Raw genomic sequence first — 1,195 nt, forward strand, 5'->3', positions numbered from 1 at the left:
CTCTGGCGCGATATCGCCCATGCCGGCACGGCGCGCGTTCGCCATCACCTTCGCCGCTTCCTGGTTGAGGCGCTCGATGCCTTCGTCCGAATCCGAATGCACGATCGCGCAACCGTTCGCCGGGCGATCGACGAGTGCGATGTTCTCCTGGATGCCGTCGAAGGCCTCCATCTTGAAGCCCCACCAGTCGGCCCACAGCGCGCCGCAGACGTTCTCCTGCGCCAGCCGGTCGGCGATCTTGTACGCCTCCACGCCATGATGGAAGGCAGCGACCTTGAAGCCGAATTCCTTGGCCAGGTCGAGCATCGTGGTCATCTCGTCGGCGCGGTAGCAGTGGATGTGCACCAGGATCTCGCCGTTGATCGCGCCGGCCAGCGTGTCCAGCTTCAGGTCGCGCTTGCCGCCGGCGTCGCCACCGCTGTCGGTGCCGTCGCCGCCGCTGGCGCGCTCCCACCAGCGTTTCTTCTTGGGCTGCTGCGGCTTGGGCGCACTCTTCTTCAGGTACTCGCTGGCATCGATGAACGCGGCGCGATAGCCGGCCACGTTGCCCATGYGCGTGGACGGGCCGGCCTTGCCGCCATAGACGCGCTTGGGGTTCTCGCCGCAGGCCATCTTCAGGCCCCACGGGGCACCCGGGAATTTCATGCCCTGGTAGCTGGTGGACGGCACGTTCTTCAGCGTCACGCCGCGGCCCCCGACCAGGTTGGCCGAGCCGGGCAGGATCTGCAGCGAGGTGATGCCGCCGGCCAGGGCGGTGTGGAACCCCGGGTCCTGTGCCCAGATCGAATGCTCCGCCCACACGTTCGCGGTCACCGGCGCGGTCGCCTCGTTGCCGTCGCTGTGCGCCTTCACCCCCGGACTGGGATACACGCCCAGGTGCGAGTGCACATCGATCAGTCCCGGCGTCACCCACTTGCCGGTCGCGTCAACGCGCGTGGCGCCTTCGGGCACGGAGAGGCCGCGGCCCACCGCCGCCACCTTGCCGTCGGCCAGCAGCACGTCGGCGCCGTCCAGGCGCTCGCCGGTGCCGGTCAGCACGGTGGCGTTGGCCAACAGCACCGGCCCGGACGCGAGGGCACGGTAGGTACTGGGATRAGGGTCCTGCGTGAAGCGGGACGCGGGCGTGGCGGCGTGCGCGCCGGCGCCCAGCGCAGCCAKGACCAGCCCGGCCAACAAGGTCATTCGCATCGTGTAT

General features: G+C 69.3%; 1 protein-coding gene. It reads right to left on the minus strand.

What is annotated here, in order from left to right; all coding sequences use genetic code 11:
- Positions 1–1,188: amidohydrolase family protein (locus AC04L7_RS19115; RefSeq protein ID WP_475513763.1), on the minus strand; the 1,188-nt coding region annotated here is incomplete at its 3' end.
- Positions 1,189–1,195: the final 7 nt, after the last annotated feature.

It is taken from the genome of Pseudoxanthomonas sp. LjRoot204_2, assembly GCF_056175765.1.